Source organism: Pseudomonas sp. 13B_2.1_Bac1, from assembly GCF_025466155.1.
GTDB classification, from domain to species: Bacteria; Pseudomonadota; Gammaproteobacteria; order Pseudomonadales; family Pseudomonadaceae; genus Aquipseudomonas; species Aquipseudomonas aylmerensis.
The window spans coordinates 66,670-93,487 of record NZ_JANLOH010000089.1; the positions used below are offsets into that span (position 1 = coordinate 66,670).

At 57.2% G+C, this 26,818-nt stretch carries 25 protein-coding genes and 3 pseudogenes; 10 read left to right on the plus strand and 18 right to left on the minus strand.

Annotated elements, in window-relative coordinates:
- Positions 1-179: 179 nt before the first annotated feature.
- The 6 genes and pseudogenes from NTD80_RS20600 to NTD80_RS20625 form a co-directional block, all read left to right on the plus strand.
- Positions 180-449: pseudogene (locus tag NTD80_RS20600) on the plus strand (DNA adenine methylase); the annotation flags it as partial.
- A gap of 34 nt (positions 450-483) precedes the next feature.
- A pseudogene (locus tag NTD80_RS20605) lies at positions 484-913 on the plus strand (transposase); the annotation flags it as partial.
- Positions 914-1,074: 161 nt separating this feature from the next.
- Positions 1,075-1,725, plus strand: a complete 651-nt coding sequence (locus NTD80_RS20610) for a hypothetical protein (RefSeq protein WP_262134742.1) — start codon at positions 1,075-1,077, stop codon at positions 1,723-1,725.
- A gap of 522 nt (positions 1,726-2,247) precedes the next feature.
- Positions 2,248-3,426, plus strand: a complete 1,179-nt coding sequence (locus NTD80_RS20615) for a CBASS cGAMP synthase (protein WP_262134744.1) — start codon at positions 2,248-2,250, stop codon at positions 3,424-3,426.
- A gap of 6 nt (positions 3,427-3,432) precedes the next feature.
- On the plus strand, positions 3,433-5,064 hold the full coding sequence (locus tag NTD80_RS20620; protein ID WP_262134746.1) for a ThiF family adenylyltransferase: 1,632 nt from the start codon (positions 3,433-3,435) through the stop codon (positions 5,062-5,064).
- Entirely contained in the window at positions 5,052-5,531 is a 480-nt protein-coding gene (locus NTD80_RS20625) for a Mov34/MPN/PAD-1 family protein (RefSeq protein ID WP_262134748.1), read from the plus strand. The genes NTD80_RS20620 and NTD80_RS20625 overlap by 13 nt, the downstream gene beginning before the upstream one ends.
- A gap of 251 nt (positions 5,532-5,782) precedes the next feature.
- On the opposite strand, the gene NTD80_RS20630 is transcribed toward NTD80_RS20625, so the two are convergent.
- A complete protein-coding gene (locus NTD80_RS20630) occupies positions 5,783-8,392 on the minus strand; it encodes an AAA family ATPase (protein ID WP_262134749.1) in 2,610 nt (869 codons plus the stop codon).
- Between the two features lie 397 nt (positions 8,393-8,789).
- The gene (gene mobH / locus NTD80_RS20635) at positions 8,790-10,514 is read right to left on the minus strand and encodes a MobH family relaxase (protein ID WP_262134750.1); all 1,725 of its coding nucleotides are present in this window, start codon (positions 10,512-10,514) and stop codon (positions 8,790-8,792) included.
- A 221-nt stretch (positions 10,515-10,735) separates the two neighbouring features.
- Between mobH and NTD80_RS20640 the strand changes: the two genes are divergently transcribed.
- Positions 10,736-10,933 carry a hypothetical protein gene (locus NTD80_RS20640; protein ID WP_007901093.1) on the plus strand — a complete coding sequence of 66 codons (198 nt, stop codon included), beginning with the start codon at positions 10,736-10,738 and terminating at the stop codon, positions 10,931-10,933.
- A 131-nt stretch (positions 10,934-11,064) separates the two neighbouring features.
- Here the strand turns inward: NTD80_RS20640 and NTD80_RS20645 are convergent, their stop codons facing one another.
- Positions 11,065-12,024 (minus strand): ArdC family protein, encoded by a 960-nt coding sequence (locus NTD80_RS20645; RefSeq protein ID WP_262134751.1) that lies wholly within the window; start codon positions 12,022-12,024, stop codon positions 11,065-11,067.
- Positions 12,025-12,155: 131 nt separating this feature from the next.
- A complete protein-coding gene (locus tag NTD80_RS20650) occupies positions 12,156-12,485 on the minus strand; it encodes a hypothetical protein (RefSeq protein ID WP_262134752.1) in 330 nt (109 codons plus the stop codon).
- A gap of 456 nt (positions 12,486-12,941) precedes the next feature.
- Here NTD80_RS20650 and NTD80_RS20655 point away from each other — a divergent pair, with 456 nt between their 5' ends.
- Positions 12,942-13,340 carry a DUF3742 family protein gene (locus NTD80_RS20655; protein WP_262134753.1) on the plus strand — a complete coding sequence of 133 codons (399 nt, stop codon included), beginning with the start codon at positions 12,942-12,944 and terminating at the stop codon, positions 13,338-13,340.
- On the opposite strand, the gene NTD80_RS20660 is transcribed toward NTD80_RS20655, so the two are convergent.
- The 5 genes from NTD80_RS20660 to NTD80_RS20680 form a co-directional block, all read right to left on the minus strand.
- Complete coding sequence (locus tag NTD80_RS20660) at positions 13,329-14,870, minus strand: conjugal transfer protein TraG N-terminal domain-containing protein (protein ID WP_262134754.1); 1,542 nt, start codon at positions 14,868-14,870, stop codon at positions 13,329-13,331. The genes NTD80_RS20655 and NTD80_RS20660 overlap by 12 nt on opposite strands.
- Positions 14,871-14,880: 10 nt before the next feature.
- The gene (locus NTD80_RS20665; protein ID WP_262134755.1) at positions 14,881-15,189 is read right to left on the minus strand and encodes a hypothetical protein; all 309 of its coding nucleotides are present in this window, start codon (positions 15,187-15,189) and stop codon (positions 14,881-14,883) included.
- Positions 15,186-16,577: an integrating conjugative element protein gene (locus NTD80_RS20670; protein WP_262134756.1), complete on the minus strand. Its 1,392-nt coding sequence runs from the start codon at positions 16,575-16,577 to the stop codon at positions 15,186-15,188. Before NTD80_RS20670 ends, NTD80_RS20665 begins: the two co-directional genes overlap by 4 nt.
- Positions 16,574-17,530, minus strand: a complete 957-nt coding sequence (locus NTD80_RS20675; RefSeq protein ID WP_262134757.1) for a TIGR03756 family integrating conjugative element protein — start codon at positions 17,528-17,530, stop codon at positions 16,574-16,576. The genes NTD80_RS20670 and NTD80_RS20675 overlap by 4 nt, the downstream gene beginning before the upstream one ends.
- 105 nt (positions 17,531-17,635) lie before the next feature.
- On the minus strand, positions 17,636-17,890 hold the full coding sequence (locus tag NTD80_RS20680; RefSeq protein WP_123722475.1) for a helix-turn-helix domain-containing protein: 255 nt from the start codon (positions 17,888-17,890) through the stop codon (positions 17,636-17,638).
- A 169-nt stretch (positions 17,891-18,059) separates the two neighbouring features.
- Here NTD80_RS20680 and NTD80_RS20685 point away from each other — a divergent pair, with 169 nt between their 5' ends.
- A complete protein-coding gene (locus tag NTD80_RS20685; protein WP_262134758.1) occupies positions 18,060-18,317 on the plus strand; it encodes a LasR-specific antiactivator QslA in 258 nt (85 codons plus the stop codon).
- Positions 18,318-18,354: 37 nt separating this feature from the next.
- On the opposite strand, the gene NTD80_RS20690 is transcribed toward NTD80_RS20685, so the two are convergent.
- From NTD80_RS20690 to NTD80_RS20730, 9 genes are read right to left on the minus strand one after another with little or no spacing between them, the layout of a single operon-like run.
- Entirely contained in the window at positions 18,355-21,108 is a 2,754-nt protein-coding gene (locus NTD80_RS20690; protein WP_262134759.1) for a conjugative transfer ATPase, read from the minus strand.
- A complete protein-coding gene (locus tag NTD80_RS20695; RefSeq protein ID WP_262134760.1) occupies positions 21,108-21,524 on the minus strand; it encodes a TIGR03751 family conjugal transfer lipoprotein in 417 nt (138 codons plus the stop codon). Before NTD80_RS20695 ends, NTD80_RS20690 begins: the two co-directional genes overlap by 1 nt.
- Positions 21,487-23,001: a TIGR03752 family integrating conjugative element protein gene (locus NTD80_RS20700; protein ID WP_262134761.1), complete on the minus strand. Its 1,515-nt coding sequence runs from the start codon at positions 22,999-23,001 to the stop codon at positions 21,487-21,489. The genes NTD80_RS20695 and NTD80_RS20700 overlap by 38 nt, the downstream gene beginning before the upstream one ends.
- Positions 22,991-23,806 (minus strand): TIGR03749 family integrating conjugative element protein, encoded by an 816-nt coding sequence (locus NTD80_RS20705; protein WP_262134763.1) that lies wholly within the window; start codon positions 23,804-23,806, stop codon positions 22,991-22,993. The genes NTD80_RS20700 and NTD80_RS20705 overlap by 11 nt, the downstream gene beginning before the upstream one ends.
- Positions 23,803-24,444, minus strand: a complete 642-nt coding sequence (locus NTD80_RS20710; RefSeq protein ID WP_262134764.1) for a PFL_4703 family integrating conjugative element protein — start codon at positions 24,442-24,444, stop codon at positions 23,803-23,805. Before NTD80_RS20710 ends, NTD80_RS20705 begins: the two co-directional genes overlap by 4 nt.
- The gene (locus NTD80_RS20715; protein WP_262134765.1) at positions 24,441-24,854 is read right to left on the minus strand and encodes a TIGR03750 family conjugal transfer protein; all 414 of its coding nucleotides are present in this window, start codon (positions 24,852-24,854) and stop codon (positions 24,441-24,443) included. Before NTD80_RS20715 ends, NTD80_RS20710 begins: the two co-directional genes overlap by 4 nt.
- A 7-nt stretch (positions 24,855-24,861) precedes the next feature.
- Positions 24,862-25,233 carry a TIGR03745 family integrating conjugative element membrane protein gene (locus NTD80_RS20720; protein ID WP_201021322.1) on the minus strand — a complete coding sequence of 124 codons (372 nt, stop codon included), beginning with the start codon at positions 25,231-25,233 and terminating at the stop codon, positions 24,862-24,864.
- A 17-nt stretch (positions 25,234-25,250) separates the two neighbouring features.
- Positions 25,251-25,490 carry a TIGR03758 family integrating conjugative element protein gene (locus tag NTD80_RS20725; RefSeq protein ID WP_262134767.1) on the minus strand — a complete coding sequence of 80 codons (240 nt, stop codon included), beginning with the start codon at positions 25,488-25,490 and terminating at the stop codon, positions 25,251-25,253.
- Positions 25,487-25,819: an RAQPRD family integrative conjugative element protein gene (locus tag NTD80_RS20730; RefSeq protein ID WP_262134769.1), complete on the minus strand. Its 333-nt coding sequence runs from the start codon at positions 25,817-25,819 to the stop codon at positions 25,487-25,489. The genes NTD80_RS20725 and NTD80_RS20730 overlap by 4 nt, the downstream gene beginning before the upstream one ends.
- A 598-nt stretch (positions 25,820-26,417) precedes the next feature.
- Between NTD80_RS20730 and NTD80_RS20735 the strand changes: the two are divergent.
- Positions 26,418-26,681 (plus strand): annotated as a pseudogene (locus NTD80_RS20735) (alcohol dehydrogenase catalytic domain-containing protein); the annotation flags it as partial.
- Positions 26,682-26,818 lie beyond the last annotated feature (137 nt).

A 26,818-nucleotide genomic window follows, 5' to 3' on the forward strand; every position in this document is an offset into this window, starting at 1 on the left:
TTCGAATCACTCCGTCCCGACCATATTTTTCAATGACTTAGCCCAATCTTCACCGGTTGGGCTTTTTCATGTCTGAAAAAATACTCCCACATTTACTCCCACGGATATTCTGGATCTAGGTAGCTTCGTGTGAGCTAGCGATATCTTTGGCACTGCTTCGTGCGAGTTTTGGTGTAAGTAAGAAGATGACCCGCCTCGAAACCCTCACCGACATCCAGCACGCCGCGCGAGTTTTCTACCTGCAGCATCATTCCTTCGCCGGCCAAGGTCACCGGGTAGACATTCGGCACCGCCACCACGGCCTGGCCATTAACCTGTTGCGTATCGAGGAAAACCTCTCGGCTGCCGGCACCTATGTCGAAAACTTATTCTGGCTTGAATGCGCCGAACGATACGAACACGCCCATACCTTCCACTACATGGACCCGCCTTACAGGCAGACTGCCGGTTAGGGGGGACTTTTAGTTTGAGAACGACGAGCGGATGACCAACGAAGATCGCTGGCGAATACGCCAGGAAAAAGCGGCACCCATCCTCAGCGCACTGCATACTTGGATGTTGGCCCTGCGCGATCTTGTGCCCGAGGGGTCGGCTATCGCCAAAGCTCTGGATTACAGCCTCAAGCGCTGGGCTGCACTGACTCGCTATGCCGAGGATGGCGCTGTGCCCATAGATAACAACGCAGTCGAAAACCAGATCCGGCCGTGGGCGACGTTCGAACTGGTTGTTCGCTGGCTCGTTACGCAGCAGCAAACGTGCGGCGGTGAACATGAGTTTGATCGAGACGGCGCGCATGAATGGGCATGATCCTTATGCCTACCTCAAAGATGTGCTGACGCGGCTGCCGACGGAACGGGGGAGTGAGCCAGTTGCTGCCGCATCGGCGGATGCTTGCCTGAGTCACGCAAGGTGACTTGGCAGGACGCTTGCGGCCCTCCCGATCGAGTCAGGAATGGGGCTGTATTGGAAGGCTTCTGGCACACAAAAAAACCGCTCTATAATGCCCCCCCAGAGTGTGCGCCTGTTATGCATAACGGTGTACTGTGGCTGCTGGCTTGTTGCAGAGGTAAGTTCATGTATCAGGTGCTTGGTATTCAAAAATGTCTCGGTTACTTCGCCCTATTGTGCTTCATCGTTTTCGGGGTGCTGAGCTTCTGGCGCCTGCCTGAGGTGTTCAGTGACTTTTCAGCTTTTTGGTCTGTAGCCAAAGTAGCGGTAGGTGTTGCAACGGTTGTCCTGCTTGGCGTGGGTCAGACACCTATGTTCCCCTGGATCTGCAAGCTGCCCTTGGTCCGGAAGTTTTTCCCTCCCATTGATGGAGACTGGCTCGTAACCATCCGGTCGAACTGGAATGTGGTCAGGCAGTTAACGGGGCAACCGGCTGGCGATGCGCTTATCGACAAGCAAGGCAAGGTCACCATCACATCCCGCCTGTTCAGCGTGCGGATGAAGTTTCAGTCTGATGATAAGTACTCAAAGTCGAGCACTACGATCGTGGGCGTACGGCGCGATCCAGAGCACGGAACCATTGAACTCAACTACTCATACCTTAACGTCACCCGGAATCCGGAGGTAACGGATAGCGGCTGCCATCACGGTTCGGCGCGAGTGGAGGTTCATGACGAGAATAAGGGGGTAACTCTTGATGGGGAGTACTGGACGAATCGGAACTGGAACAAGGGCTTGAATACAGCGGGTATGATTTTCTTTGAGCGACTAAAGTGAGTTAGTCGCTGCCTTGGCGCCTTCGCCAGGCTAGCTTGGTTGGGCCGATCATAAAATTTGGTTACCCCTCTCTTTCTGGCTCCTATTCGAAGCACTTTTCGAGGGGGAGGCGCTCGGCTGGAGCTCCCTCATTAACAGGGGCGGATTCCAGTAGCGAACTGTGGGGTTGCCGGGAGCATTCGGTTATCGGCACTTTGCCTGAAGCCGTCGTAATCAAGCTGCTGCTCCCAGCGCATTGCTCTCAAGGTCTCAACCACAACCTAGTACAGCCAACGTGTAGCGGTTACACAATATGTGGTGTTTTTTTCCTATTTTGCCCCATGTATTGCACAAGATGTAGGTGTCTGGCAGTATTGGATCCAGCTTGTGTCCGCTTCGCTACAGTTGCGCGCTATTTGGCTACGAATCCATTGCCGGTTTGTGGCAGCACGGAAGAGGTTGGTTCTTGGGAAAGGGTTCCCATCGCGAGGGTTAGCATGAAGACAGGCACGGTGCTCACTAGCCATCGACTGGAGATATTTCATGCCCAACCTGAGCCCCTTGCTGTACACCACAAAAGACCGTCCCGATGGGGACGGAACCGTCGCCGATCACCCGACATTTCTGAAGTCCCTGGATCTCACGACCGACGAGAAGCAGAAGATCGATGCGGCGCGGAAGGACATTCGCCAAGCACTACGTGATGGCCTACCCCAAGCCTTGCGGGACCAAGGTTACGAAGGTGAGACGTGTGAACCGAAGTTTTACATCCAAGGCTCCTGGGCGTACAAGACGCTGAATCGCCCGTGCCAGACTCCGCCGCAACAGTCTGACGTTGACGACGGGGTGTACCTACCGCTGAGCATCATGAAGGAGGAGGAAAAGCCCCACTTGGCGATTGATGACTTCTTTGATGCGGTGCGCGAGGTGCTGAAGCCGTTGTGCGACGTCAACGGTTGGTCGCTGGAGCGCAAACCCAACTGCATGCGGGTCGTGATCTCGACTTACGCGCATATCGACCTGCCGCTCTATGCGATCCCTGATGTGCAGTACATGCTCTTGAAGGCGGGTATGGAAGCGCGTGGCGTTCCAGTCATGGATGGTATCAATGCCACTGCCGCCACCCAGAGCTGGAAGAAGCTCCCCTCCGACAAGATCTTGCTCGCGTGCGATCGTGGCTGGATCAAGTCCGACCCTCTGGCGATGAAGGAGTGGTTCGAGTTGGAGGTGCAGGACAAGGGTGAACAGTTGCGCCGGGTGATCCGCTACATTAAGGGATTCCGTGATCAGCACTGGGATGATAAAGGGCCTAGCTCAATTCTGCTGATGGCGGCCGCCTGCCCACTCTTCGAACTCGAGAGCAAGCGCGATGACCAGGCACTGCTCAACGTAGTAAGGGGCATCCCAAAGGCCCTGCGAGATGGCGTTCTAAGCCCGATTGATTCCAAGGTTTACCTCACGGCCGCGATGTCCGAGGATGAGCTCCAAGCGGCGGCGGAGAAGTTTGAAACGTTCGAGAAGTACCTCGATGCTGCGATCAACGCGAACTCTGAGGCAAAGGTGTCAGCTTGTCGCTGGATGCGGGAGATGTTGGGTGATCGTTTCCCGAACCGGCCGGATCTGATTGATGACAAGCCTGTGGCAGCGCTGCCAGCGGCGATGGCGGCTGTTGATCCGGAGCCCGGCGAACTGGAAATGCTGAAACGTTCGAAGTCGGGTTGATGGTCAATGGTGATCCCTCAACTGCTGCAATCAATTAAGCCCCTGGGATTCCGTCGTAAGAAATCCCAGGACGTTTCGGGCTACCTGGCAGTGGAAGGCGCGCTAGAGACGCGCTTTGGTTTGGTGCCGTGCGACGTATTCATTGACCGCGAGCTTCGTTCGTTCCCGACGATCATTCTCCAGCAACCGTTGTCGGAGCTTCTGCTTCCTTTTGCGCCGCATGTTGGGCCGGATGGTTTTCTTTGCTATGTAGCGGAGGGGACACTCGTGTTTGACATGTACAGACCTATCAGCCAAACGATCGCTGCCCTGAAGCGGGCGGAGGTCGTTCTAGATCAGATCATGGCCAAAGAGCGGGTGGATGATCTGGAGGAGGAGTTCTTCGCGTTCTGGCGTGGTGACTACTGCTACACCGACATCGAGAGGCCTGAATCTGGCGAAGTCGCGGCGCTGAGTCTGGGTAAAGGGCAGGGGCTCGTTTTCACCGATGATCTGGCACGCGCAGAATCAAAGTTTGCTTACCGAGCAGGTCGCGTCGAGGCGCTCCTTGGAGTCACGGCAAAAATCACGACGAAGGTTCCTCCTCGTCCTTTGATTGGTGCCTGGCCGCCAAAGACTGTCGGTGAACTTCTAGACTGGCAATCGAAACTGGATCCTCCATGTCGCCGGAAGATCCTGGCCCGAATCATCAAGGCCTACCGTGCTGACAAGCAAGCCATTGTCGTAGTTATTGACGCACCTACGATCCAGTATGGGTTTCTCGTGACAGATCTTCAGAAATACAAACGCACATCCAAGGCTGATCAGGGTACTCCTATCTTCGAAGCGCCTATTGAGTTGATGCAGATGGTCAGGATGGACGATCGATATATTGTAGGGCGCAACATTCCCGGGCAGAAAACGCTCGCAGGCAAGAAGATTGCGTTGGTTGGCTGCGGAACCATTGGCGGCTACCTTGCGGACTTGCTGGTTAAGGCGGGTGCCGGCACGGGCGGTGGTGAGTTGCAACTGATCGACAATCAGAAGCTTGCTCCTGGGAATATCGGACGTCACCGACTCGGCACCAATCGGTTAGAACTGAACAAGGCGCAAGGGTTAGTCACAGAATTGAAAATCGGGATGCCCTCAGCAAACGTTAGGGCCCTCCCGGAGGACGCCTTTTCGGTCAACCTTGCAGGGTTCGACCTGATCATCGATGCGACCGGTGAGCAGGGTCTCGGGAACTGGCTGGCTGGTCAACAAGCGAATGGTAGTCTGCCGAATGGCGGATGGCAGACTCCGCTCCTTCATGTCTGGATTGAAGGTTCTGGTGAGGCAGTACGGGCGCTTCTCAAGCAGCATCGGTCTGAGGGCTGTTACCGCTGCTTATGCGATTACGAAGCCGAGCAGCGGTTCCTTTCAGTAGCCGGAGGTGTGCTTCCGATCCTCGCTGGAGGAGGCTGTGAGGGACAGTACGTGGCGTACCCTGCATCGGTGTCTGTTCAGGCAGCAGCGTTAGGCCTGGATGCTGCTTTGGCTTGGGTAGGGGCCACGTTGTGGGCTCCCTTATCCACTCGCGTCATCAGCCGGGCGCATGATCCTGCCACGGGGGATGTCACGATCCTTCCACGACCAGGGTGCCCCGCATGCGGTTCATAAACGCCTGGAAAGATCCAGCCAGTGAACGGCTTGTGTATTTCTCTCCACAGGTGATCGAAGTCTTCGAGCGGTACATCCAAGGCGAGAACGACGCAGAGGCGGGCGGCATTCTGCTTGGTCATGTTCGTGGTATCCACCTGGAGATACTAGAGGCCACGGTACCCACGCCAAAAGATCGTCGACTGAAGTACTTTTTCGAGCGCTTGCTCGATGGCCATCAAGGCATCGCCGAACGCCGGTGGCGAGATAGCAACGGGCTGGTCAGGTATGTCGGGGAGTGGCACACGCACCCTGAAGATCATCCGACGCCATCTGGCCTGGATATTAGCGAGTGGCAGAAGCTTGCGGCCTCTCGGCGAGATGGGAGGCCTATGTTGGCAGCGATTGTTGGGCGGCAGGACTTGCGCGTGGAGTACATGCTGTCGGATGGAGCGAGGCACTGCTTGTACCCCTTCAGCGGGCAGTAGCTGTGTACCTGGGCGTGATATCGATATGCCATCAACAGGAGCAGGGTCTGATTTCGAAAATGCGTTGCCAAAATTTCTTTATTGGCGCCATGGGGTAGTTCGATATGGGCCAGGAGAGATAGAGAATATCAACGCTGTTTGACGAATCTGAAATCCCCAAGCCTGAATCAAAATCACCAGCTTTTTTCCAGAGTCCCACACAAAAAGCAGCCACGGATTCATCGTCCGTGGCCGACACTATAAGACAAGTATTAGGCCACCCGTTTTGAGTATTCTCCCATCCACTCAGCAAGCGACTTCATGTCTATTTCGAGGTCTGCAAGCTCCGGTGGAACAGCGGGCAGATCATCTGCCTGGGAGTGCTCGTAAACTGAATATCGAGTCATCAGGTCGTCGATCAGATCGCAATCCTCCTGGGTGATATTGCTCAACTGTCTGAGGAGCCCTTTAGTCATCACTTCTCTTCTGAATCGCAGTACGACGCTGTTCAGCAATACCACCTCTACCGCGCGTTCTACGATAATTCGGAAGTCGCTGCAGACACTCTTGACCATGAGGTCATAGCTTTCGGCGTCGCCTTCGGCTTGGTGCTTTTTGAGCTTAATCAGAGACTCGTTTAAGAGCTTGTTAATGGCCGTTTTGGGTTTCGAGTCTCTGGCACTTTGTCCTGTCAAGATTCCAGATATCTTTTCGAGACGTCGAAGGGTTTGAACCTCATGGACAATATTCGGAAGATCCGGATGCTCTGCCACTTTCTTCACGGCGGCGTCCAGAAGTGTGACCAGCGACAACCTGTGCGTGAAGATTATGACCTGGCGTGTTTGCGCAAGGTTGACGAGGCGTGCGACAACTCGCTCTTCAAAATCCTGATCGAGTGATGAGATCGGGTCATCGAAGATAAAAGGGGCTACCTGGTTCGAACCGGTTATGTCCGCAAAGAAAGCTGCGAGCGCAACTATACGGGTCTCACCTTCACTTAGAATTTGCTCTGGCGGACGACTTCCTTTCGCACCTATCAGCGTCAATCCAAAAGTAGTTCGTCCTTTGCCCATGGTCTTGCTTTGGGGAGCTACAGGTAGCCGCGAACCACCTAATAATTTGAGTTCCGCAGCGAAACGGGTTTGATAGCCAGCGTCCAGTTCGGATTTTGCCAGCTCGTTGTTCTTCGTTGTGAGCGTGTTTGTGGCTGCAAGCTTTGTTGCTTTCCCATACTGGTCAACGTCTATCAACCGATCCCGCTCCGCCAGAACTGATTGCTTGTTCTGAGCCAGCCACTGAATTCCCTTCAACTTGCGTACTCGCACCTCCATTTGCTGTCTTTTGCCATCTTGCAGCAATTCGTTAAGCGATTTTTCTTCCGTACCAAGCGTTTGTGACTGATCAGTTAGAGCCTGATTCACGGGTGACCAATTAAATGCTGCAACCATTTCGATTTGATCCGCCGTATCCAGGTCGGCGCGTCTTTTGATTAATGTCGCGTGTAGATCAATGGCGTGCTGCCGGTCTATTTTGAGCAGCGACATATGAGCTAGCCAGTCCTGCTCTGTCGGTGACTGGGGGAGTGTGCGAAGCAGTCCTTTTAGTATGTCTTCTGCATCCTTGGCCGCACGCTCCAGCCCCTCGGTGACAAATTTTTCGAAATGTCGCAACCGATCAGCTGAGTCGTCTTTGAGTTCCTGTTGGCAGAGCACGCATCTCGACTCGTCGCCAACTACAGGAAATGCGTGTCCTGGATAGGCATGGCTTTGGGAAAAAAGCCGAGCCTGCGTCCACAGTTGCTGCCATAAGGGTTCGCCGACGCCCTCGAGAGGGGCTTCTGCGAATAGCAGTTGAGCTGACTTTTGGGCAGCCTGACGTTTGAGTTTAGCCTCGGATTGGGCATTAACGATGACTTGAGCGGCGCCATCGGAAAGCTTTTCCTTGAGCGAATTCATCGCCGATTGCACGTTAGCCAGGCCCAGCTTTTCTTTAGTGATCTCGCCCAGTCGTCCAACGACGTCTTTTTGAGCTAAAGCTCCTTCGAGACCGATTCGTTCTGCATCATTTTCTTCTGTGTATAGACATGCTTTGTCGATGGTTGCTGTGATTGTTGCCGGCTTCAGCGCAGCAAGCCATTTGCTTTCTTCGGTAATTCCCAACTCCAGTGGAAATTGAGGTAACGAACTCACTAAGGCATTCTTCGCAGCTCCTAGATGCTGGCTAACCCTGTCTGATATTGCAATCAATGCCGCAACAAACTTCATCTGGCTAGGTTCGTAGCTTGCCTCGTTTTTGCCCATGTACTGTGTGGCTGTTCTTGAGTCGAAGATCTGAGCGTGGCGAAGCTTTGGATGAGCGCCTTCGGCAAGTGTCCATTCGATTTTTCCAGCCTGGCCCCCAATAGACAGCTGGAATTGAGCTCGGCAAGGTACCGGCTCTTCGACGAACACGTTGGGGTGAATTTCGTCTTTCGATCTGGAGCCGCAAGCTTGTTTTAGAAGTCGTGCGTAGCCGCTCTTGCCTGAGCCATTCTGCCCATAGAATACTGTGATGTTTCCGGCGCCGAATGAAAGCGCCGCTCCTGCTTTGACGGCATTTAATCCATACACCTCTGTGATGCCGTCGATTCGGATGGCCGGACGGTTCGCAGCGAGGGCTAAAGAGCCAGGCGTCACAACGCCAAACCCTGGGTCGTCAGCCTTTTTCGATTCGATCATACAAAGCCTTGCGAGCTCCACAATCTCGGGATCCGTAGGAGGCCTTTTGGTTTCGATTAGATTCTTGGCTGCTGTTTGCAACCATCGGTTTCGCTCACCGAGCCAAACTTCAAATTCGTCGATAACAGGTGCACCTTGGCCACCTAAATCCTGAACGGCAGACATTGAAATCTCTCCTTGAAATCTTACGGAGCGGCAAGCATAGCTTGATAATGGCAATTTGCCTTTTTAGCGGGAGCGGCATGCCTGTGGTCATGTGATTGTCCTGCGCTATGCGGAAGACAGCGCGGCGGTTTTAAGAACGCAATGGCAGGCTCAGCAGTTTCGAGTGCAGTCGCAGGAGTGCTTGGCAAATACATGAGTCGATTCCATCTATCGCCAATTGAAGCGTCTGCTTACCTATCTACGGTCGGCTTTTGGCAGGTAGGTGCCTGCTGTCAAGCGCAGCTATCACCCCAAAGTAGTTGTTCGGAGCCTTCAAAAGGTCAAGGTCGGCTTTCCACAGCGTCGTCGAACCGCTTGGTGGCCTCTCAATCTCCGCCATATGGGCCACTTCGAAAATTTAATTTGTTTCGATTTTAAGAAAAGGATTGTCGGGTGGGGGCAATTCCAAAAATAGCTTTGGCACCTCAATCAGATACCCCTTCAAGGTGGTTTTCCTCCTCGGGCCTTGCACTTGGCATACCCAGATGTTCTGCCCGTTGTCTCGCCTTTTGTGAACCTTCAGCTTCTCAAACTGCTTCTGCACCCAACGCCATTCTTCAATCTCTTGAGTGGCACCCTGTGAGATACCAGGAAATTCCTGAGCGTAGCGTTGGAAGAGGCCAGGTGTTACTAGAAACACAGTTCCGCTTACGGTATGGATTTTTGCCTTACTGTCGTTGATGATCAGCTTGTGACTCAGGATGCCTTCCTTGACCCAATTCAAGAATGCCTGGCCAGGGTTGTCCGAAGTGGGATTTGATATTTCGAGAGCATTTTGTGACGGCGTATCACGCACTTCGGTTTCACCCATTCTGAACATATCCAGCAATGTTCCGAGGTAGTCGGCATCCTCCATCGCCATAGGATCTTCCTGCGATTGGTTTTGATGCGATCCTGTTCCGCCTGCCTTGGGGGCTAGTGCAGGTGCCGGAGCGTCAGTCGGGTGGTCATCGACTGCAATGCTCACCGTTCCGCTGAAAGCTTTTGGGCGGTCTTCGTTCCCCCAGATCAATGCCGGTTGAATGCGCAAAAAGGTAAAGGTCTGCTGCCAGTCCCCCTGAGCGACAAGAGCGGTCCAGATGGCTTTGCCTTCTGGAGTCGACTCGGCCAGCCCATGCGATTGCAGTTCGTCGAACACCGCAATATTGGATGAGGGAATGCCCTCTATCGCTTGCGACAGCAGATAGGCTCGCAGCTTGTCCGTGACCGTCTTGCTGACCAGCCAGAGTGCGTCCTCGGTCAGCCATCCCGCGGCACCCGGCTGGTTGAGTTTCAGCTCCTGCTGAACCAGATGACGTAGTCCGCTGATCAAGTGATGTTGCAGCGAATGAATCGGTGCTTGTAGCGCCTTGCTCGGATTGCCACCGATGTTCTGCGCGGTAGAGACGCGGTCGGCCTGAATGACCAACTCGCCCAGCACACCGGCGCGCTCGTACTGACCGGCCAGGACATACAGCAAGCTGGCCCACAGCGACGGAAATCCACTGAGCCAATCGAGGATGGGGCGGTCGAGAATCTGGGTGTAGAGCAAGCCTGCAGCGGCGCCGTGCAGGTGGTAGTCGCGACCTTTGAGGTAACGAAAACGGTAGGGCTGATCCAGTGGTCCCTGCCAAGGATGCCAAAGACGGCCATCTTGGCGTTCAACCAGCAGGTCCACGGCGATCTTGCCAATGTCATGCAGCAGCGCGCCATAGGCGATGCCGGCGGACCAGGCGTCAGTCTGGGCGGCCTGGTCTTCGGGCGCCGCACCAGTGGGAAGCAGATAGGATTGGCGCAGTTTCAAACTGCAGGCGACCAGTTCCAGTCCATGGTCGAGCATGCCGCCGAGATACGCATGGTGGTGCGTCTCGCTGGCCGGGAGTTGCTGGACCTGTTCGGCGTAGCGATGGATCGGATTTAAATAGAGCTGGATGAACTGCGCGTGGGAGAGGGCGGTGTATTGCCAGATGCGATCGAGCAGCTGGCGGCGGTGCTCCGCGGCTAACAAGTTGTGAGCCGACTCGATGGACAGGTAACCTTCGGCGACGTTGACGGTCGGTGGCGGAGGGGGCTTCTGCCTTTTGCGGCGAAACAGGCTGAGCATCGTGACCTCCGGAAAGTCGCTGGGTCAGTGGCCTTTTAGCCTTTTCGGATAGAGCTCTTACCCTTGAGTCCCCATTCCCTTCCAACCCTTACCCGTCCTTTTGGCTCGTGTCCCTTTGCATGGCAACCGGAATATGGATACGGCTAGGCATCGTTTTGTTGGGGCTAGTACGGCAAAGACAAGAGTCGGTACACTGCGGTGCATATTTTTTGGGTCTTGCCATGAACCTCACTGACGCCACGCTCGTGCTGCTGCTCGCGGCACGTATCCATGGGACCGACGAAGCCGTCCGGGCCTCGGCGAAGAGCGTGGTCAAGAAGTTACCGCGCAGTAAACGCGATCTGATCTACAAGGTGATCGATAGCCGAAGTCCGCTCGAGCTGGTGGATTTTCTGGCGCAGAACCTGGATGCGGAATGACAGGCTGCGGGTGTGTGCCCATCCCTGACTCTTTGCGTCAGTGCCGGCGGCATGAGGGTTTTTCTGGGCGCAGAAAACAGGGTCCAACTCGTGTTGGACCCTGTGAAGCGTTTGCAGCGGAGAGGTAACGATCAAGCTCCATCGTTCATGCAGAGTGAGTCGTCCAAGACCGCTCGCTTCAGTTGCTGCTCCAGGTTGAGTACATATTCCGAGGCGCTTCGGGCCTGACCACTGGCGCGAAAGATCGCGCGTTTGTCAGCCTTGAGCAGGCCGAGCCAGGAGTCGATGTAGCCCGCATGCCGCAGCTCTCCCTGTATTCCGGTGTAGGCGCATAAAAACGCCGCACCCATCTCAGCGATCAACTCCTCAAAGGCATAGCCTGGCGAGCCGAACGGATAGGCCGATGTCACCCCGTCGCGCTGCAACCGAGCGTGATGCCCGGTCCAGTGCGTCAGCTCGTGCAGTGCGGTGGCGTAGTACCCGCCTTCATCGTGAAATTGTGCTTTTGTCGGCAGTTGAATGAGATCCCTGATCGGGTGGTAAAAGGCTTCGTCGGCAGGCCGATGAACGATGCGTGCGCCTGAACTTAACAGCAGATTTTCCGCAACGCTATTGGCCTGGAAGGGATCGGTCGGTTCCGTTTCGAGCAGGGTTTGATTGAACATATCGAGCCCCTCCGTTTGCTCAATGTTGAACAGAAAATGCGTCCTGAGAATGCCGAAGTGAGCGACCTTGGGCTGACCGTTTTCATCGAGTACGGGTTGGCCTGACTCGGTCTGTTCCTCGCGCTCCATCGGCTTGTAGAGCACAGCCAGAGTGCTGTGCTCACCCTTACGGATGTGCCCACCGGCTTTTTTAGCTTGGTTGAAGGTCAGCCAACGATCTTGAGTGAACCCCTGTAACCTGGCCTCGGCCCAGAGCAGCGGTAAATTGATACCCGAATAGGGACGTCGCGTGATGGCGTTGATGGGGTAGGGTTGATGGCCGATGTCAGCGGAGCCACTTGAGGACCAGGGTTTGATCCAGGGAGCAACGCCTTGGTCTAACGCGGTAACGATCTTGTCAGTTACGTCTTGGTAGATATCGCGCATGGCAATTTCCTCGAGAGAAAAACGGAGGAACGCCTTGCCCATCGGGGGAGGGTTCCCCGGTGGGTGATGGGCTGGATTGATGCAGGTCTTGCATGCCGTCCGAATGTGGAGGTGGGCGCCGCCAATTGCGCTTAGCGCTGGTGTTCTCCTGCAAGCGCTATCAGTAAGGCGCCAGGCTGACCCGGTTCTTGGATTAGGCTGAGACTCAATTGCAGCAATGGGTCGTGGTCGAAGTGATCGGTTGGTTCAATGTGGACTACCTCGAACAGCACATAGGGCTTTTGTGGATAGGCCAGGTGGGCTTCGAAGGCTGCGCGCAATACGTGGCTCAACCGATCGATCTGTAGCTTCCCAGCGTGATCGGAACGCTCGAGCTGTACTGCGCGTTGCCATGCGCCAGGGGTGAACACGATGGGCAACCGAAGGGTGTTCAGTGTTTCCGGTGTCAGTGAGTCGGGCATGGTATGTCTCCGTTGAAAACGCGAAGAAACCTGTCCCGTGCGGGAAAAGATTTCCCCGCAGTGGGTTGAAGAAAATCAAGAGGGTTTTCCTGGCGAGCAGCGCTCGAAAGGCGCTCAGGAGAGCAGTAGGCGTTCATCACCGTAGAAACGGTCACCGTGCGAGCTACCGAACGCTAATCGCACTTGGGGAGAGCCATCATCGAAGTGACGTAGCCTTGAAGGTTCTGGCTACCTGGGAAAGTGCTGTCGATAACAGCGATTCGTACCTTGTATTTAACCGGACGATTTATCTGGGTCAATGACTGTAGAGACGCTGTTTCACGGAGCTTGTCTTCTGTCTTCCAGTGAAGATTTTTCGGCTGGGGCAAACTGATAAACGGTCAGGCACGGGCCGATTTCAGTAGTACGCTATTACTCTTGTCTCAACCATGAAAACGCTCAGAAGAGGGCGAGACCATGCCGATTCAGCAACCTGTTCAGAGTTCACGTGCCCACCGCTGGGCGTACGTCTGTGGTATGTCGGTGAAGCGTGGTTACCGTAGGTTGAAAACGTTTGAGTCCTGCGTGGCTGAGCGTGCGGTGACGGCAGGTATACCTGCGGGTAACTTAATCGTTCGCGGGAGCTTTCTGATTGCCAAACTGGCATTGATCGGAGGTTTGCTCCTTGTCAGCGTTTGGCTGGTTACTTTTTTTGTGATGATGTTGGCTGTCATCACTTTGATATGGTTCAGGGCTTTTGTTGGTTCCGATCATCAAGAGGAAAGTCCAGGGCCAGACTACCTGGGTGCTGATCTCTACATCGGTGACTTCGACGACAATGGGCATTATATAGGCGACAGCAAGTCATCTAATTGAGCGCTTAGCAGCACCCAATATTTGATCCGTACCTTTACTCGCTGAATCACTTGCGGCTTTGCTACCGTTCGCCAACATGCCTTGAATCCCGTTGCCGACTGAATATCCTGCCCAGCTCATGGCTCCTAGAAACAGCATCGGTAGCACGATGAACATCGCCCCCATCACGTACTCGATCACCTGCGCGGTGACAGTCCCATCCATAAACCCGGATGTGGGCAGCGACAACAGCACCTGATTGGAAGCCGAAACCTGGTTGTACAGGGTATCGAGCATGCTGGAGTCGACCCAACGCGCCAGTTCCCACCAGAAGGTCAGCATGTGTAAGGTGAACAGCGCGAACGTCACCGTCATGACGGTCTTCAGCTGGTAGGTACTGACAAGCAGGATCAACGGTAGGCTGATGATGACGCCCATGATGAGGAAGGCCTGCACCATTGGCAGAGCGGCGCGTAGCGCATTCATCGCCGGGAAGTTGCTGAAGGAGCCGAGGGCCAGCCCGGTGTTGGTGGCTAGGTTATTGATACCCTGATTGATCGAGCCGCCGCGGGCACTTGAGCCATAGTCCTGGTACACCTGTCCGGGCGACATGGACATCGATTGCTGGCGCGGGCTGACCAGCTCACGCAAGGTGGCATCCTCGATCTCGTTGCTCGAACGACCAGTCAACCAACCTTTCAGCTGAGTCAGCAGCGAGGGATCGACCTGCTGGATCAAGCGCTCGCGCAACCCAACACCGCTATCACTCCACCACTGCTTGCAGGTGGGGTAGCCCGCGCCATTCTCTAACCGAGGTAAGGAGACATCGCGATTTTCATCATAGGGCCAGTTGACGCGCGGCGTGCGTGAACGATCCGTATCGTAGTAGCCGGGCGTATCGAGAAAATAGCTTGAGCCGATCCAAGACGCGTCGTGACTTTGTGCCTTATCCAACTGCGGGCGGTTGGTGAACAGCCGAGAACGGGAATAGCCATAGCAGTCGCGGGTGAAGTCGGCGACTTCCTGCAGCAGTACCTGGCTGTCGATGCGCGAACTGTCGATCTCCATGCGCATCTGCCGGATATCCGGTGCGCAGGGAATGGATGCGGTGGCTGCGGCGGTTACCCCTTTGCTCAAGGCATGCACCAGAAACCACCAGATCGGTACGTTGGCGGAGCGTTCGCCTATGGTATTGAAGGTCGTCCCCCAGGCGGTTTCCGCCGGCTTGGCCACGCTTACGCCGCAGCGCTGACTCGCCGCATCATCGAACGTCATTGACGAGAGGCTCAACGGAAAGACCGGCGCGCAGCCGAACAATACGACGATGTAGGCCAGCCACAACCGGTTCTCGATCCGCGGCACCGAGAGCAGTCCCTTGTTGCCTTCATCCGCGCCTTGCTGGCGGGCAGACAACCATTCCTGCAAGATGATTGCACCAAAGGGCGCGGCGAATAGCCCAGTGTCGGACAGGACACTCCAGAGGCCGTTGTTGATGATCCAGGCCAGCAGAGAGAGGTAAAACTCCAGGTAGCTGTTGGTGCTCATGAGCATGGTGGTGACCTCACAGTCGGGTGAGTTCGACGCAGGTAAAGAGCACGAGCCCTAATGCTCCGATGCGTTTCACGCGCAGTCGATCCTGTGGTCGATGTCGGTAGCGCCGAAGCAGATCCCACCAGAGCGCAAAGAGGGCGCAGTAGAGCAGGGCACGCCACCACCGCAGATAGGGCCGTACGGATTCGAGTGCCTGCTGCCAGGCCTCGAAACTACCCAGCGCAGTGCGGCCGAGCCAGGCGACCAGTGCGGCGGCCAGAATCATCACCGCGGCAATCCCCAGACCTGAAAGCAGAGTGAATTGCTGTGAGCGTTTCATGGCTTCACCTGCGGCCTGGCGTCAGCGTCATTGATCCGACCCGGCTCAGGGTCGCCTTGCTCGACGGTACGCGAAGCATCGGCACCGCCGGCATGGCGATCAAGCACCAGGCTGGCAGTATTGGTGGTCAGCATCTGCCGGACCTGCAGTTCGGTTTGCAGCAGGCGTATTTCGCGCTCCAGGGTGTCGATGTTTTTCGTCAAGGCGCTCTGTGCCGGTTCGGCTGAGGCGATGTTCGGTTCGTGACTGCCCGCCAGCAGGGTGCGCAGTAGCAGCAACGCTTTGTCGAGCACACTGGACAAGGCCGTCTCACTGGCCAGGCGCTTCGCCAACAGGTCCTGATCGGGGTCGTCACGCAGGGCTTCGACCACGCCACGGGTCACCGGCAGCATCGGGCTGGAGGCTTTCGCCAGGTTGTCAGGGGTAGGCGGCAGAGAGCCAGACAACAGCCCTTGCAGGGCCTTGAGGCGCTCGTTATAGGCCTCCTGGATCAGCGGCGTCAGTCCGCTGCCAGCGGTCGCACGCAGAGTTTCGCAGTTGTCGCAGGTAGCGACTTCGCTCTCGCCCAACACGCGAACGGCCCAGTCGGACTCCTCTTGGGGCGAAGCCCAAGTCTGGCAAATAGCCCCTCCCAGGCAATCACTGTTACTGATCGAGGCACTGTCATCCACCGTACGGTTATGCAGCAGGTTATAGCCTGCACGGACCACGTCGGCGGTCACCCGAATGGGCGTCTGTCCGTTACCTCCGGCCTTCGAACCGCCGACCCAGGACACCCCATTGTTGCCGTTATGGGCCTCGGTGTTTTTCACCGCTGCCACCGCATCACCGCCGGTTTGCTCCAGATTGCCCTGCATCTCCTGGTTTTTGGCCAGCGCGCCCCAGCCGGCCTGACCGACCTTGTCCGCCATCTTTTCGGCCATGGCCTGGCAGGTTAGCTTGGAGCGGTCGAAGTCGATGCGACCTTGCATCACCCCGTTACTGAGCAACTCATAGAGACCGGGGTTGGCGCGCTGGATGATCAACGCCGGCAGCGACATCACCGCTTGGGTCGCGTTCTGCACGATGTTGCCCATGATCTGCTGGAAACCTTCGGTGACGCCGTTCAGCTGGTTTTGCAGGGTGTTGGTGAGACTCATGTTTCCGCACATCATGTTCGCTCGCCAGGACCCGCCGACACCGAGACCACTGGGTCGGTAGAGTGAGCTCGGTGAGCCGACTGCCGAGCCGCCACCAATGGTGTACATCACCCGGTCGTCGAGTACTTCGCCTTGAGTGCCCAGGCGGTAATCGCCCTCGGCGGCGTGGGCATGAGTGGCCATGGCGAGCAGTCCACAGAGCAACAGACTCATCACGCCCAACCATGGTCGTGCGAGAAGCCGACTCATGACGCACCTCCTTCGAAGTCGATGCTGAACAGCAGGGTCTGCCCCTCACGTTTGCAGCAGCTATAGGGACGCCACAGTGACCAGGCGTAGCCGCCATCCGCGCTCTGTACCGGATCGCTGGGGAAGATGGTGCACGCGGGCTGAACCTGAGGGTAGAGCAATTGCCATTTGTGGGTCGACGCGTCGTTCTCAATGATCGGGCCAGGCGGCCAGTAGCCGTCGCGCTTGGCGGGCGTGAGTGGTACGTACACATGCGGCTGCCAGTTGCGGGTAATCACATCACCAGCCCGTTGCGCCATGACTGCGGCCGCCTTGAAATCGTCGGGCTGTATCAGAAAGCCCTGCCGGGGATAAACGCTGCCCCACATGTTTCCCGAGGCCTGACGACCAATATCATGGATTCCCGGCATGAGCGACTCGGGGTAGAAACTTTCCGGAATGCCATGGCGCCATGCCAACGAGTCCAGGGTGCTCAGGTAGTAGGGCATGTACGCAGTAGCACCACTGGCACAGGCGTAGCCGGATTGAGAGGCCAGTTGTTTTGCGGCCCAGCCACCTGGATGACCGATGCCATCAACGTTTTTGAAACGAGGCAGGTTGTCGCGGCGGGTGTTCGGCGTGATCAGGTTGCCGCCACCCTCAGCGCCGCTGATGGGAGAGGAGAGGACAGCCATCTCGGTCCAGGGGTTATTGCCCGTGGTGGCGTAGCTCGAGACCACGAGCTCAGGAATGAAATGACGAACCTTGGTCGAGGTTTTGACTGTGCAGCCGAAGGGCGTGCAGAGGAGCCAGAAACAAATGCCGACGACCCTGTATTCGAGACAGCTTGGAGAAAGCACGGAGGACGTGATGCTGCCGGTGTCCAGCGCCACGCTTGGGCCGCACGCCAGCAGGACGCTCAGCGCCAAGGGCCGTAGCTTTGTGGGCGGGATTGACGAGCAGGCAACAGGCATGATCCAGGCTCTCGGTGTATGGCCTGGGCAGGTTCGGTTACGGACTGAAGACTGTCAGTGGAAATTATGAAGGCGAATCTATCGGGTTTGTGAGACGTGAGACTATTATTTGACGTGAAGGGAGCTGCGTAGGATATCGGGTTCCACAAGTAACTGATCTGCGGTAATTTCGAAAATATTGGCGAGCTTGCACAGGACCAACAGCGACGGATTGCCCGTGCATCGTTCGATTTGACTGACGTAGGTGCGATCCACCTCGGCCATGAGCGCGAGCTGCTCTTGGGTCAGGTTTTTCACGCGTCGCATCAAGCGGATATTTTCCGCCAGTTGAAGACGAAGCTGTTCGTAGTCTTGAGTCATGCGCGCAAATTGCGCCTTGAGGGACTCTCAATCCACGGGATATAGTCTACATTGGCATTGATCTAGGCCATTTGATGCTCATGCCTGTTATCGAGCGTTCATTTGGCTTCGTTAAGCTTTTCGAAGCTGGGCCCAACGTCTAACAATAAATCAGAAATCTAGGGTGTATATGGACGAAAACTACATTTCAATTACTGCGGCGGATGGCTGCCCAAGTCTTCTGACACCTTGGGGCAACGAGTTTGCCTCGATGATCGAGCGTGGCGTGCAATGTGCTCAAGCTTGGCTTGATACGCCCGGCGAGATTCCCCTGTGGTGGGAGCTGGCGCAAACCCGCAAGACCTTTCCTGTCGGTGACTGCCAGGATGCCTTCGAAGCCGGATTCCTGTTGAGGATTCAGCAGCGGCTCCGGGGCGTAACGCAATAACCGGTCACTCGCTTTAGAGCGCGAGGAATAGATTCCCCTATGCGGGTTCTATTCCTCGCGCTATATCGATTCGTTCAGCTACCCTATACGCCGCTTCCAGTTCTGAGCAGCCGTTCTCTTGCATCAGTGTCCAGCGCTCGGCTTTTTCCTCGGGCTCCGTCATGGCCAGGGCGAGATAAAGACTCGGCGGCACGGCCCGAAACAGCGTTTCGAGCTTCTTCGATAGTACGACCCCCTCAGTGTATTTACCCGGCTCCTTACTGGCGGAGAGCAGCAAGGCTTTCTGTGCCGGCGTGAGTTTCTTGAACCGTGCGATCTCTTCGATTTCCGCGGGCGGCATGTTCAAACAAATCCACCATTCGATCATGTTGAGCATGGTCTGCGCGGCAGTGGGAAAGTCGGCAAGGTTTTGCGTCGCCAGCCAGAACCAAGCGCCGAGCTTGCGCCACATTTTCGTGCCCTTGACCACGAATGGCGCCAGCAGCGGGTTTTTGGTGATGATATGGCCTTCGTCGGTGACCATGATGATTGGCCTCCCCAGGTACTGGTCGCGTTCGGCTAGGTTATTCACGGTGTTCATCAGGCTGATGTAGCTGATGGACATCTGCGCCTCGTAGCCTTCGCGAGCGTAAGTGGCGAGATCGACAATGGTCACATCGCTCTCGGGCCAAGGCGTGCCCTCGCGATCAAACAGTTCACCCTCGAAACCCTGGCAAAACAGGTCGATGGACTCGCCCATTTCCTGGGCACGCTCGCGACGCTTCTCCGGCAAGTGCGGGTCGGAGGCGACGCGCAGCAAGGCGTCGCGCACGTCGCGGGTCAGCACTTGACGGCCCGCGGTGACGCAGGTCTGCGCCGCATCGAGAATGCACTCGCGGATCAAGCTGCGATCGGCGCGACTCAGGCGAGCTTCTTCCTTGGCCTCGCCGCCGGTGATCATCAATCGGGCGGTGATTTCCTGTTCACCGAGAACATCGCGCTGGTCTTCGCGATTGGCTACCGCCTCATCGTCCAGCTCATCGATCGACAGACTCGCCACCTGATCCGGCTGCTCGACCAGGCGCCAGGCATCGGCGAACGGGGCGAGGCTGACCGAGGCGCCAGGTTTCAATTGGACCTTGTTGACCGACAGGCCTTGTGTCGTGAAGTAGTCGCCCTGCAAGCCGAAGGAGTTGCCGGCCTCGACGATAAACAGGCGAGGGCGGTACACGGCCATGACCTGCATCAGCAGGGTGACCAGGGTCGCCGACTTGCCGGCACCGGTCGGGCCGAACAACAGCAGATGGCTGTTCATGGCTCGGTCCAGACGTGACAACGGATCGAAGCTCAACGGCGAGCCACCACGATTGAACAGGGTGATGCCTGGGTGGCCGGTGCCGGTGCTGCGGCCCCACACCGGAACCAGGTTCGCCAGGTGCTGGGCAAACATCAGGCGGGTGTACCAGTTTCGCGTGTCGCGGGCCGGGTTGTAAGCCATCGGCAACCAACGCAGGTAGCTGTTGCAGGCGGCGACCTCATCGCCTTCACGTACCGGTTGCAGGCCCGCACCCAGTAGTGCGTTAGCCAGGCTGACCGAGCGCTGGTGCAGTTGCTGTTCATCGTGACCGCGTACGTAGAACGCCAGGGTTCCCCGGTACAGCTTGTGCTGGCGGCCGATGATTGCACGAGCCTCTTCGACGTCCTGACGGGTTTGGGTTGAGGCCAGGTTTTCACCGATGGCTTTGCGAGCCAGGCGGTTCAACTGATCCTCAAGTACATCCTGCGGTTTGACCAGCAAGGTCAGGCTCATCACCGTGCCTTCGGGTAACTGGTCGAACAGGGCATTCACTGCGTCGCCCTTGCGGGTTTCTCCGGTGAGTTGACCAATCAAGGGAGCCCGGCGCAGCTTGTCCACCACAATCACCCGGTGGGGCTGATCGTCGAAAAACCAGACCCCGTGCTGCACATCCGAACGCGGTTCGTTGAAGAATAGCCGTTCGGCAAAGTCATGATCGAAGGGCAGTTCCAGCGACTCGCCATCACCTGACTCCGGATAGGCCACGCGTTGGTAGAAATCCTCGGGTGCTTCATTGGTGAGCCTGGGCGCCGGATTGAACCAGGGCAATAACCAGGCATACAAACCGCGGCCATCGACTCGTGCCGATTGCACGCTGCATGCCTGCAACGAAGCCGCAATACGTTCGCAAGCCTGTTGCAGGGATTGCACCGGAGTGAGTCCTGTCTCCTCAGCGTCAGACTCAAGCCAGCGATAGACCACCAGGCGCACCCGGCGGTTATTGCCACGCCAGGGCAGGCGCGTAACCACCTTATCCTCAAACAGACCACCGGGCTTGGCGATGGCCTTCAGATGTCGGCGAGTAAGATCCAGGTACTCTTGGGTGAAAATCGTGTCTCGCGCACTGTCCCGAACATAGTCAGTCAGCCGGTTCAGGTTGGGGGTGAGGTCGTTGTCGTCCTGGCAGAAAAACTGCGCCACCCAAGGCGCTTGATCCAGCTCGTCAAAGCTGTCCTGCAGGGCGTCCTCAAGGGCATCGCGGGCCGCCATCAACCAATCGGGTTCGCGCCCTTCAGTGCCGATGGGCAGTAATTCGAACACCGCACCCACCGAGCGATTGTCATCGAGTAAAAAACACTGGTCGGTGTCGAGGTATTCGACCCAAGGTAGGTGATCGGTGAAGCTGGGATTGTGCGCATAGAGTGCAGCTTCGTCGGCCAAGGTGGCACGAGGACGCAATGGGTGGCGCCAGGCTTTCCACACAGGAGTGCGGTTGTCCGAATCGCCGGTACGCACTACAAGTCTTCCTGACGTTCACCGGGTAATGCGTACTGCACACGTTGGTAGAACGGGAAGACTGTCGAATAACCCGGGATCGGTGCCTGCTCGGTACCACTCAGGTGCGGGTACACGTACAGCACCAGATCGGGATTGGGCAGGCGCGGGAACAGGTTGCGGATCTCGTTCGCCGCTGTGCGCGTGTACGGTTCCTGGAGAGAAGAGGAGAAATCCGCCTGAGCTAGCGGGCGGCGTAACTGTTGCCGAGCATCCAGCAGTTGCTGCTGAGTACCTTGCGAACCGGCGCCGTTCCAGATGTCCAGCATAGTTTGCTCGCCATGGGGCAGAAGCGTCTCCTTGTCGGTGGAACATCCCGCTAGGACCCAGCAGAGCACGCTAATCCAGGTCAGGCAGAGAGGCATGGTCTTTTTCATGGCGAACACTCCGGCCCTTGGGCTCGTAGTCGATGGTGATCTCATGGTCGAGGTGCAGCGCGACCTGTGCGGCCGGTGGTACGTATACGGCGGCAAAGGCTTCGCCATACAGTTTGTTGACCCACTCGCGGATGTCGCTGACCCCGCCACTGAGAATTGAATTCAGTGCGCTGTTGCCCGTGCTGTTGGTAACCCCGAGCGTACTGCCGCCCGAACTGATCACGCTGCTGTTGTTCTGCTCATCCCCGAGCAGAGCGGCAACACCGGCGCCGGCGGCAGTGATCAGGCTCTGGCTGCCGAGGTACTGCTGGGCGTTCGAGCGGCGCTCACCGGCAATGCAAGGAATGCCATACGGATCGGACAGGTAACCGAGTCCACCACGGATCTTGTCGGTGTTCGAACTCTGGGTGGTGGAGGCATTGCGGCTGGCGACCGCCTTCGGCTGAGGCACCGTGCGGATGGTGCCATCGGTAAACACAAAGGTGATTGACTCGACCTGACCACGCACGCAGGACAGGGTCCAGTCACCGGACGCTGTGCCGGACATCACGGCACCCGCGATGTCCGGCAGGTCGATGCCGTTGGCCGTCAGGTTCTCGGGGCCGACCAGCACTTTGAAGGGATAGGGGTCATTCACGGTGCCGTCTACTGGGACTCGGCCGATCAGCGCGGTCATGGCGACCGAGCCCATCAATGTCGCGTTTTCGGGAATGGTGAAGACCGGCTTCGCGCCTTCGGTACGATCAACGGATCGCGTCAGGTCACGTTCACCCTGGGAGACGGCTCGCAGCTGTTTCTGGCTGCGATCAATAGCGTTATCGTTCAAGCCCTCCAGTGAGTTGAAAGCGGTAGGCAGACTCAGTGCGGTGGAAGTCTTGGTTTTGCCTCGGGCGTCGGTGGACGGGGCATCCGAAGGTTCAATCCACTGCAGCCCATCATTGGCAGAGTGCTGCCCTTCAAACTGAGCACCGTCGCCGGACTCAAGCCCCAATCCGATCGGCATGTCCTTGCCTTTGCCGGTCAGCCCTGACAACTGTTCCTGCAATTGCGTCAGCAGACCGCGAGCCTGACGACTGTCTTGTTCCGCTTTGAGTCGGGCCTCATTGGCTTGTCGGCGGCCTTCGTCGACTTGCTGAGTCACGCTACCCAGCGCCGTCTGGATACGCGAATCGACGCTGTTTTCTCGTTCGCGCAGGCGGTTATTCTCCGTCTGCAGTGAATCGTTGTGTTTCTTCAAACCGAGCATGTCGCTGCGCATGGCCTTCACCTGCCCGACCAGGGTGGCGACCGTGTCGCGTGGGGTATCGCCAGCAATGCCGAGCGACTTGGCTTGCTCGGCGGATAACTGAATATTGCCCTGATTAACAGGGTGCTCTGGAGAGGGAGTACTACCCGCGACCCAGCTTTTCAGGATGATCAAAACCACGGCCAACAACGCCGCCGGTACCAGCCATTTGAGCAAGGCGTTAGCTTTCATCGCTAGCACCTCGCGCAACGGGCGGAGGTAATAGCACCGCGTGTTCGAGGCCGGCACCGCGGGTGACGAGGTAGGTAATCGTGGTGTCTTCAGCACTGCCGACAGGCCCGAGGAAAGCATGCTGGAAGGTCGCGGCGAACAGCTTGGCCTGAAGCCGGCGCGGATCGAGTTGCACTATTTCTGAACCACGATTGCGCAACTTCACCGCCGTCACCCAGTAATCACCGAGTCGCCAGGCGGCGATGGGCGTGCAGGACACGTTTTCGGTCGGCAGCAGGGTTGGCAGTTCTGTGCGCAGCTTGAGCGGGACGCGGCGTACACCGTGCAGGGACTCCACGTTGCGCAGAGGCGCGTACAGGCTTTGCGCGGCGTAGCGCGTCAAAGCGACCGGGATCGGTGTACCTTCTGGAACCGGGACGGTGCTAGATTTAGCCTCGGTAGCCTGCCCCTGGGCATTCTTGAGAATACGCACGGGTTCCAGCGGTTGATCGCCGGGAGTGGCCGCGATATCCAGCAGGATGATCTCGCCCGTCGTTACTGATTGCAGTTGCAGGCGGGTCGGGGCAATGGCTTCCAATGCGCGCAGGTACAGTGTGCCACCGGTTGATTGCACACGCAGCTTACCCGTTAGGGTTGAGGGCACGCCGACTCGAACAGCCTCATCGACAAAGACCACCCGCTCCTGATTGATCACCAGAGGGACTGCGAGGGGGAGGCGTTCCCAGTGCATCAGCTCGACGGCCTGCGCTACAGCTCCCCATGTAGTCAGTGCGACGGCGAGTCCCAGGGTAGAAATCCGCTTCATGGCTCACCTCCAGGCAGGGAGATTTTTTGCGGAGTGCCCTGATAACAATCCAGTGCCAGCCCCCACTTATTACGCTCGGGATCCAGGTCAAAACGCACCACGCGTAATGGATATCGCACCACCACCCGTTTCACCGGTTCGGCGGCGTAATACTCATCGGCATTGAGGTCGAGTTTGACCAGCCAGCTGTCGCGGTCGAGTTGCTTGACCCTGAGTTCCGGGTCTTCGCTGTAGCCTCGGCCCAGGATTTCGTAGACGCCACGCACCCGCTGGCGCAGTTCGCCGGCAGCCTTGCGGTACTCGTAGTCGCCATCGAGGAAGGCCTTGCAGGCGGGGGTCAGGTAGGACTGCAAGCCATAGATGGCGCGGCTGTAATCCTGCTCGCCATCTGAGGGCCAGCGGTTGAGTTGGCCAAAGATGTACAGGGCAAAGGCATAGACATTCTCCGAGGGGATATCCCACCACTTGCGAGTGCTGCCCGAGCGCAGATCCGGTGGTACATGCACGGTCAGATCGGTCGGTGCTGAGCGCCAGCCGTACCAGAGCCCGGCACAGACCAGGGCAAGGATCACTACCGCCAGACGCAGGCTGAAGATATGGGCTTGTTGGGCGTCCACCTTGTTCCGAAAACGACTCATGGTTGCCACCGGGACAGGGCAGGGCGCAGTCGACGCGAACGGCGAACCGTCCAGGCTCCGGAGTGGAGAATCAAACTTCCGCGTCCCAGGCGCCAACGGCTGGCGAGTATCCATTCGAGCTTGCGGTACAACCAGGTCTCGGGGCGAGCCCGTTTGGCCCGACGCAGTAGCGTGCCACCGGCAAATAGCACCATCGCCATGCCTGCGATCATGCTGGTTGGCGCCACGGCAATGGAGGCGGTGGCGATCGCCAGAGGAACACCCAGCACCAGGCCGACGAGTGCGCCGGCACCTAGCGCCACCCACATCTCATCATTGGTCAAACCGCGTAATACGGCAGGATCGCGATTGAGCCGCTCCGGCAGAAAGACCAAGGTGCCGTCGGCAAGGCATTCGGTAGTGTCGTTCATGCCAACCTCACAGAATCGCGGCAGCCTTGGTGAGGAACCAGATGATGATCACTACCAACAGGGCTCCGATACCGACTACAGCACCCAAGTCCTTCCAGGTCTTGCGCTGGTTCTGCACGTCGGCATAGACGGTTAGGGAGTGCCAAGCCACACCGAGAAACGCGAGCAGGGCGATCAGCAGGCCGAGCAGGATGCCGCCGTCGTAGGCATAGTTTTTTATCGTCTCGATCAACCCGGAACCTTCGCCGCGCGAAGGGGCTTCCATGGTGGGTAATTGGGCAAAAGCCAGGCTTGGACCGAGCACCAGCAGCAGACCGATCAAGCGCTGGCTCGCACGATCACGCAGGTTGTTTTTCAGGGGGACAAGGCACTTGAGCATGACGGCGATCTCCTGGTTTAGGAAAGGGTGAAGAACATCAGAACCAACAACGCGAGCAACACGCGTGTAGTGCCGCCACCGAAGGCGCCGAAGCGCACACTGCCTGTCGCCCATCCCCGGTAAGCCGTCCACATCACCCAGGCGCACCAAAGCAATGCCAGAATGAGAACTAGGGATAGCCACAGCGTCGAACTGCTCTGCGGGGAGAAACCGGATGCGTTTTGGAACGCTGAGTTTTGGGCGTCAGTCATGCTCATGGCGAAGGCTCCGCGGGCGGAGTATCGAGGAGGTAATCATCGACCAGTTCACTGGGATCGCGGGGTTGAGCGCGGGAAGGGGACAGGTAACCCTGTACTCCGTGACGGATGCGCTGAATGTCCTGGGTCAGTCGTGGATAGTCGAAGCGATAGCGCTCGACTGATTCAGCCGTGCTGGCGGCCTCAGCTCGTGTCGCAAGGCGTTCGATGGTGACGAGTTGCCGCTGGATAAGGCTGAGTTGATCCTGCTCATGAGCCGAGGCGGCATAGCTGCTGCCGTGAACGATAGCCAGCGAGAGTAGTAAGCAGCGAAAGACGGTAGTCGGCATGATGCTGTCCCATATGGAGCTGGGAGCAGAATCAAGTTAGAGGTCGAATTATTCAGTAAAAAACACGAGGTCTGATAAATCGCTTTTTCTGGGGAAGTACTGAAAATGTGAACTTGCAGCTACGTGGCCCTTCAACATTTGGATAGTGGTTGGGGGATTAGGGAGATTCCGCTCTCAATGAGCTCCGTTGATGACGATGTCGTGACAACCCATTCCTCGGCTTCTTAACGGTATCGTATTATTATGTTGCTGCAGTTGCAGCACTCCAGTTGGGCTCACTGGGAAGCGTCCAGAACTGGCAGGTGGGTTGCTTGCAGCAACCAAGGAGAAGAGCTGATGTTTGATTACGTGGGAAGGTTTCCTATTCCGGCCGACTTACTGCCGCAGCGCTTGCGGTCGCTCCTGGAGCCAGTCGGGACGGACCCCATGCTGAGGGTCAAGGTGAGCAGCTTCACGGAAAGCGACCCTACGGGTCTAACCGCGAGACAGTGCACATGTTGATGTTTGTAGTTCCCGACGACAGCGAAAACGCGCCGCCTATCCTCCATAGCGACCAAGGGCTGGTGGTGTACTCCGTTCCGCTTCAGCTTCCTGTGTTGGCGAGATAAGCGTTCGTCTGCACGCCAGCTCGCTTAACTTCCATGATTACGCCGTAGCGACCGGCGCGATTCCGACCGCTGATGGCCGTACTCCCATGTCCGATGGGGCGGGTGTTACAGAGGCCGTGGGGGCGGGCGTCAGCGAGTTCGCTGTGGGGGACTCTGTGGAGTCCTGCTTCTTTCCGACCAGGGAAAATGGCACCCCGCTGTTGGCCATTTTCGCCACTACGCGTGGGGATCCTGGGGATAGTGTCGACGGTTACCTGCCAGGCCTGTGGCCGAGAAGACCGTTACTGTTTTTCTTGTCATTTTTGAATCCTTGGAATGGCATCAGCTGAGACGAAGCTGATTGCGTGCGTTCTCAAGAGTATGGGAATCGATAGCCGTCACCCCCTCCTTG

Excerpts from the sequence above, each read along its gene's own strand:
- NTD80_RS20645 (WP_262134751.1), bottom strand. The coding sequence starts at position 12,024 with ATGCGCGATATCTACCAAGACGTAACTGACAAGATCGTTACCGCGTTA.
- NTD80_RS20660 (WP_262134754.1), bottom strand. The coding sequence starts at position 14,870 with ATGCTCATGAGCACCAACAGCTACCTGGAGTTTTACCTCTCTCTGCTG.
- NTD80_RS20670 (WP_262134756.1), bottom strand. The coding sequence starts at position 16,577 with ATGAGTCGGCTTCTCGCACGACCATGGTTGGGCGTGATGAGTCTGTTG.
- NTD80_RS20680 (WP_123722475.1), bottom strand. The coding sequence starts at position 17,890 with ATGACTCAAGACTACGAACAGCTTCGTCTTCAACTGGCGGAAAATATC.
- NTD80_RS20630 (WP_262134749.1), bottom strand. The coding sequence starts at position 8,392 with ATGTCTGCCGTTCAGGATTTAGGTGGCCAAGGTGCACCTGTTATCGAC.
- NTD80_RS20615 (WP_262134744.1), top strand. The coding sequence starts at position 2,248 with ATGCCCAACCTGAGCCCCTTGCTGTACACCACAAAAGACCGTCCCGAT.
- NTD80_RS20715 (WP_262134765.1), bottom strand. The coding sequence starts at position 24,854 with ATGAACGACACTACCGAATGCCTTGCCGACGGCACCTTGGTCTTTCTG.
- NTD80_RS20685 (WP_262134758.1), top strand. The coding sequence starts at position 18,060 with ATGGACGAAAACTACATTTCAATTACTGCGGCGGATGGCTGCCCAAGT.
- NTD80_RS20725 (WP_262134767.1), bottom strand. The coding sequence starts at position 25,490 with ATGAGCATGACTGACGCCCAAAACTCAGCGTTCCAAAACGCATCCGGT.
- NTD80_RS20655 (WP_262134753.1), top strand. The coding sequence starts at position 12,942 with ATGCCGATTCAGCAACCTGTTCAGAGTTCACGTGCCCACCGCTGGGCG.
- NTD80_RS20610 (WP_262134742.1), top strand. The coding sequence starts at position 1,075 with ATGTATCAGGTGCTTGGTATTCAAAAATGTCTCGGTTACTTCGCCCTA.
- mobH (WP_262134750.1), bottom strand. The coding sequence starts at position 10,514 with ATGCTCAGCCTGTTTCGCCGCAAAAGGCAGAAGCCCCCTCCGCCACCG.
- NTD80_RS20625 (WP_262134748.1), top strand. The coding sequence starts at position 5,052 with ATGCGGTTCATAAACGCCTGGAAAGATCCAGCCAGTGAACGGCTTGTG.
- NTD80_RS20710 (WP_262134764.1), bottom strand. The coding sequence starts at position 24,444 with ATGAGTCGTTTTCGGAACAAGGTGGACGCCCAACAAGCCCATATCTTC.
- NTD80_RS20620 (WP_262134746.1), top strand. The coding sequence starts at position 3,433 with ATGGTGATCCCTCAACTGCTGCAATCAATTAAGCCCCTGGGATTCCGT.
- NTD80_RS20700 (WP_262134761.1), bottom strand. The coding sequence starts at position 23,001 with ATGAAAGCTAACGCCTTGCTCAAATGGCTGGTACCGGCGGCGTTGTTG.
- NTD80_RS20640 (WP_007901093.1), top strand. The coding sequence starts at position 10,736 with ATGAACCTCACTGACGCCACGCTCGTGCTGCTGCTCGCGGCACGTATC.
- NTD80_RS20705 (WP_262134763.1), bottom strand. The coding sequence starts at position 23,806 with ATGAAGCGGATTTCTACCCTGGGACTCGCCGTCGCACTGACTACATGG.
- NTD80_RS20650 (WP_262134752.1), bottom strand. The coding sequence starts at position 12,485 with ATGCCCGACTCACTGACACCGGAAACACTGAACACCCTTCGGTTGCCC.
- NTD80_RS20730 (WP_262134769.1), bottom strand. The coding sequence starts at position 25,819 with ATGCCGACTACCGTCTTTCGCTGCTTACTACTCTCGCTGGCTATCGTT.
- NTD80_RS20665 (WP_262134755.1), bottom strand. The coding sequence starts at position 15,189 with ATGAAACGCTCACAGCAATTCACTCTGCTTTCAGGTCTGGGGATTGCC.
- NTD80_RS20695 (WP_262134760.1), bottom strand. The coding sequence starts at position 21,524 with ATGAAAAAGACCATGCCTCTCTGCCTGACCTGGATTAGCGTGCTCTGC.
- NTD80_RS20675 (WP_262134757.1), bottom strand. The coding sequence starts at position 17,530 with ATGCCTGTTGCCTGCTCGTCAATCCCGCCCACAAAGCTACGGCCCTTG.
- NTD80_RS20720 (WP_201021322.1), bottom strand. The coding sequence starts at position 25,233 with ATGCTCAAGTGCCTTGTCCCCCTGAAAAACAACCTGCGTGATCGTGCG.